Annotated in this window: 5 protein-coding genes; 1 reads left to right on the forward strand and 4 read right to left on the reverse strand. The window is 67.8% G+C overall.

What is annotated here, in order from left to right; genetic code table 11:
• Positions 1–141 precede the first annotated feature (141 nt).
• From DD1DGNOD_RS23280 to DD1DGNOD_RS23295, 4 genes are all read right to left on the reverse strand, one after another.
• Entirely contained in the window at positions 142–831 is a 690-nt protein-coding gene (locus DD1DGNOD_RS23280; RefSeq protein WP_131768570.1) for an NADH-quinone oxidoreductase subunit C, read from the reverse strand.
• Positions 828–1,643, reverse strand: a complete 816-nt coding sequence (locus tag DD1DGNOD_RS30950; RefSeq protein ID WP_131768571.1) for a NuoB/complex I 20 kDa subunit family protein — start codon at positions 1,641–1,643, stop codon at positions 828–830. The genes DD1DGNOD_RS23280 and DD1DGNOD_RS30950 overlap by 4 nt, the downstream gene beginning before the upstream one ends.
• Positions 1,634–1,993, reverse strand: a complete 360-nt coding sequence (locus DD1DGNOD_RS23290) for an NADH-quinone oxidoreductase subunit A (protein WP_131768660.1) — start codon at positions 1,991–1,993, stop codon at positions 1,634–1,636. The genes DD1DGNOD_RS30950 and DD1DGNOD_RS23290 overlap by 10 nt, the downstream gene beginning before the upstream one ends.
• 461 nt (positions 1,994–2,454) lie before the next feature.
• The gene (locus tag DD1DGNOD_RS23295; RefSeq protein WP_131768572.1) at positions 2,455–3,885 is read right to left on the reverse strand and encodes a geranylgeranyl reductase family protein; all 1,431 of its coding nucleotides are present in this window, start codon (positions 3,883–3,885) and stop codon (positions 2,455–2,457) included.
• Positions 3,886–4,557: 672 nt separating this feature from the next.
• Between DD1DGNOD_RS23295 and DD1DGNOD_RS23300 the strand changes: the two genes are divergently transcribed.
• Positions 4,558–4,763 (forward strand): dienelactone hydrolase family protein (locus DD1DGNOD_RS23300; RefSeq protein WP_206443381.1); only part of this gene is annotated, 206 nt, incomplete at its 3' end.

The following is a 4,763-nucleotide window of genomic DNA, read 5'->3' on the forward strand; positions in this document are numbered from 1 at the left end:
GCGGCGCGAGAAGATCATGATCGCGCCGCCTTTGGCCATGCGGACAAAGACGACACAGATAGGGGCGGCGCCACGGTGAGCCACCGGGCACGCGGGAAAAGCCGGGCACACCGGAAGGGCTGAGCACACCGGTCAGGCCGGTCATGAGTAGCTCCGACGCGTGTCCGGTGCCGGTACCTGAGCGCCCTTGTAGTCGACCGGCACGCCGCCGAGCGGATAGTCCTTGCGCTGCGGGTGGCCGACCCAGTCGTCCGGCATCATGATCCTCAGCAGTCCGTCACGGCCGGAGAAGACGATGCCGAACAGGTCGTAGGTCTCCCGCTCGTGCCAGTCCGCGGTCGGCCAGACGTCCATGACGCTGGGGACGACCGGGTCGTCGTCGGCAAGGGAGACCTCCACCCGGACGCGACGGCGCCAGGTCATCGACATCAGGTGGTAGACGGCGTGCAGCCGGCGCCCGGTCGGATCATCGGGATAGTCCGCGCCGGAGACCCCGGACAGCAGCTCGAAGCGCAGGCTCGGGTCGTCCCGCAGGATCTGGGCGACCGAGAGCAGATGACCGCGCCGGACGTGCAGGGTCAGCTCCCCGCGGTCGACGACCACCCGCTCGAGGGCGTCGGTGAGCTGCGGGAAGGAGCGCTCGAGGGCGTCGTAGACGTTGTCGGCGTCGGTGTCGCCGAACGGCCGGGGGGTCGAGGCGAGGACCGGTGGGTTACGGACCAGACCGCCGAAACCGGACGTGTCACCGGAACCGGACGCGCCGAAGGCGTCATGCCGGCGCGGTCCGCCCTTGCCCGACGCCGCGCCTGATGCCGGTACGAGCTCGCTCATGACGCGGCCTCACCGGCGGGATCGGCGTCCAACGGGTTCGCGGTGGGCCGGGCGGTCCCGGAGCGCGACTCGTCGGCCGGCCCGGAAGCCGGTGGCAGGCGCTTGGTCCGGCTGAAGACCGAGTCCGGGGCGATGGCAGCCGGTCGCCGGTCGTCCAGTGACGGCTCGACCGCGCCGACCCCGGCCGGCACCGGAGCACCCGCGGGAAGGCGGAACCGCTTGCGGTCGTTGACCGACAGCGTGCTGGTGTCGATGGCGCCTGCCGGCAGACCGGCCCGCGCCGTGGCCACCTCGATCGGCTTCGGATAGGGCGACTCACCGATCTTCGTGTACGCGACCTTGCCGGTGACCGTGCCAGCCAGGATCTTCTCGTGCAGCTTCAGGATCGCGTCCATGAGCATCTCCGGACGCGGCGGGCATCCCGGCAGGTACATGTCCACCGGGACGATGTGGTCGACGCCCTGCACGATGGCGTAGTTGTTGAACATCCCACCGCTGCTCGCGCAGACGCCCATGGACAGGACCCACTTGGGTTCGGGCATCTGGTCGTAGATCTGGCGCAGCACCGGAGCCATCTTCTGACTCACTCGACCCGCAACGATCATGAGGTCGGCCTGCCGGGGGCTGGCCCGGAACACCTCCATCCCGAACCGGGCGAGGTCGTAACGGCCGGCACCGGTCGACATCATCTCGATCGCGCAGCAGGCCAGGCCGAACGTGGCCGGCCACAGGGAGGACCGCCGTGACCAGTTGGCCATCTTCTCGACGGTGGTGAGCAGCAGGCCGCCGGGTAGCTTCTCTTCTAGTCCCATTCAAGGCCTCCCCGCCGCCACACGTAGGCGTAGGCGACGAAAACGGTCGCGACGAACAGCACCATCTCGACAAGCCCGAAGATCCCCAGGCTGCCGAACGCGACCGCCCACGGATACAGAAAAATGATCTCGATGTCGAAGACGATGAACAGCATCGCCGTCAGGTAGAACTTCACCGGAAAGCGGTGTGGACCAACAGGCTCGCGCGACGGCTCGATTCCGCACTCGTATGCGTCGAGCTTGGCGCGGTTGTACCTCTTCGGGCCGACCAGCGCGCCTATGATCACAGATCCGATCGCGAACGCCGACGCGATCACTAAAAGTACGAGGATCGGCACGTAGTTCGACAGCATGCCGAGCTCCTCTCTGCAGGTCTGGTGCGGGACGTGGCAGTTTTCGGTTGGCAGTTATCGGTTCGCGGTCGGAGTTGACCGTCGGCCACCGGTTCACGGTTGACCGCCGGTTCACGACTGGCCGCCGGTACGCGGTTGGCGCGGCAGGGACGACCGGATCACGCCGTCGACGCCGGCCGCGGTCACCGGTTATGCCGAATCCGGCGCCGGTGACGCCAGGGAGCCTACGCGATGTCCGACCCGGAAGCTCGAACCGGTTTCCCGGCGGTGATCCGGGGGCGGAAAAGGCATGATCACGTAGTCCTTGGTCCTCCAGAACGAATGGGCGTCCACGCACACCCGCCGCATGTTTCAGCCCAAGCCGATGCCGTCGACACGTCCACCAGTTGGTTCAGCGAGCGGAACCCGCATTCCGGAAAACCCGTGACCCCGCTTTCGCCAGTGCCGCCACCACATGCTCAGGTTGCGGGCGCGAGCCGGGACATAGCGTTGATCAGGCGGTCCAGCGCATCACCTCCCCGTGGATCGGTGAGATTCGCCAGCAGCTTCAGGGTGAAGCGCATGAGCGTCGGCCGTGGCAGCCCGTAACGAGTCACCGTCCGCATCACGGTCGGGTTTCCGATCAATTCGACGAACACCCGCCCGAGCGTGTAGTAGCCGCCGTACCGCTGGCGAAGGACGTTCGGGTATGCCTGCAACGCCCGTTCCCGCGACGGTCCCTGTGACCGGGCCAGTGCCTGTACGGCCACTTCGGCCGCAAGCCGTCCGGACTCCATCGCATAGGCGATTCCCTCGCCGTTGAACGGATTGACCACGCCGCCGGCGTCCCCGACCAGCAGCAGACCGTCGCGGTAGTGCGGTGCGCGGTTGAAGGCCATCGGCAGAGCGCCGCCGCGAACAGGCCCGGTGGCGTTCTCCTCGGTGTAACCCCACTCCGGCGGGAGCCCGTTGAGCCAACGCCGCAGCAGATCCTTGTAGTCGGTGTTCTGGAAGGCGCTGGTGGTGTTGAGCATGCCGAGCCCGACGTTGCTCGTTCCGTCACCCACACCGAAGATCCATCCGTAGCCGGGGAGCAGCCGGGACGCGCCGGGCTTGCCCTCCCACAGTTCCAGGTGGGATTCCAGGTAGTCGTCATGCGTGCGGGGACTGCGGTAGTACTGGCGCACCGCGACGCCCAGCGGCCGGTCCTCCCGGCGGCGAATGTTGAGCGACAACGCCATCCGCGCGCTGTTCCCGTCCGCGGCGATCACCAGTGGGGCGTGGAACGCCAGCGGCTGCCCGCCGCGTCCGGCCTTGGCCTGGACACCGGTGACCCGTCCGGTGCGCTCGTCGAGGATCGGGCCGGTGACGGTGGTCTCCTCCCGCAGCCGGGCACCGGCCTTCTCGGCGTGCCGGGCAAGCAGCTCGTCGAAGTCGAGGCGGGGACGGACCAGACCGTAATCCGGCCAGTTCGCCAGCTCCGGCCAGGGCAGTTCGAGGCGAAGCCCACCACCGATGACACGCAGACCACGGTTTCGAGCCCATCCGGAGCCGTCGCGGGCCTCGCCAGCCGCACGGCCCTCGCCGGCCGCGCGACCCGCGCCGGCCTCGGCGAGCGATCCGGCATGCCCCGGATGACCAGGCGGATCATCCCTGTCGTGGATGCCGGTGCTGTTGTCGGTGCCGGCGCCCACGTCCGCTCCGGTGCCGGTGTCAATGCCCATCTCGATGAGGCTGCGGACGGCGCGGGGGGTCAGCCCGTCACCGCAGACTTTCTCCCGCGGGAAGCGGGTCTTTTCCAGCAGGAGGACATCAAGCCCGGTCCGGGCCAGGTGACAGGCGGCCGTCGACCCACCGGGCCCGGCGCCGACAACTATGACATCGGCATGCTCGGCCTGGACCGCTGTCATGATCACACGTCTCCGGATCGCCGGTTGTATTCCCATTTGCCGCACTGCTGCCGCTCGTGAACGTTTTCACGAGCGCAACGGCGAGTCTAGGCCCTGCGCCCGCCGTTGGCACAGGCGCCGGGATCGCGCCGGCTTCCGCGTCGCGCCAACCGGCCGGCGCATACCGGCGGCGTCGCACCGAACGACGACCAGCAACGATCAACTATGATCAACAAAGCCACGAAAAACACAACAGAAGCCAGATATACCGTATATCCGAAGTTTCATGACAATTGCGACCGTGATCAGACGATCGATCGACACGCAATCGTTTGCCTTACCTTCTCCGGTCCCAACGGAGGTGGTCCGCGGCCCCGGTGGCCCCGGTGGCCCCGGTGGCCTCGGCGGACCCGGTGAGCCGCCGGACTCGCGGACCCACCGATCCACCGTGCCTGCCGGCGTACCCCCGAGCCTCCTCCAGAGGCTTCAGAGGGCCAAAGGCAGCGCGATCATTCTTATTCCGCGCTGCCAGAGGCCAAAATCCCCAGGCCACTCGCTGGATACCGGACGGCGCACCGAAACGCAGTGATTGATCCCGCACGCTGGGGTAGTGCGGAGCATGGGTCGCTCCATCTCTGATGCGATCCCCTCATAGGGTTGCATCCAAGCTTGGTGCGCCGGACAGGAGCAGAGATGAGCCGCGAGACCGTGACGCTGTCCACCGCGGACGGACCCATGGAGGCCTTCGTCGCCCACCCGGTCGGCAGACCTCGAGGTGGGGTCGTCGTCGCCCAGGAGGCGTTCGGGCTCACCGACTACATCGTGGACGTGTGCGACCGGTTCGCCACCGCCGGCTGGCGCGCCATCGCACCGGCCCTCTTCCACCGCGCAGACTCACC

This window comes from Candidatus Protofrankia californiensis (assembly GCF_900634765.1).
In the GTDB taxonomy this organism is placed as follows: Bacteria; Actinomycetota; Actinomycetes; order Frankiales; family Frankiaceae; genus Protofrankia; species Protofrankia californiensis.

Excerpts from the sequence above, each read along its gene's own strand:
- DD1DGNOD_RS23280 (WP_131768570.1), bottom strand. The coding sequence starts at position 831 with ATGAGCGAGCTCGTACCGGCATCAGGCGCGGCGTCGGGCAAGGGCGGA.
- DD1DGNOD_RS30950 (WP_131768571.1), bottom strand. The coding sequence starts at position 1,643 with ATGGGACTAGAAGAGAAGCTACCCGGCGGCCTGCTGCTCACCACCGTC.
- DD1DGNOD_RS23295 (WP_131768572.1), bottom strand. The coding sequence starts at position 3,885 with ATGACAGCGGTCCAGGCCGAGCATGCCGATGTCATAGTTGTCGGCGCC.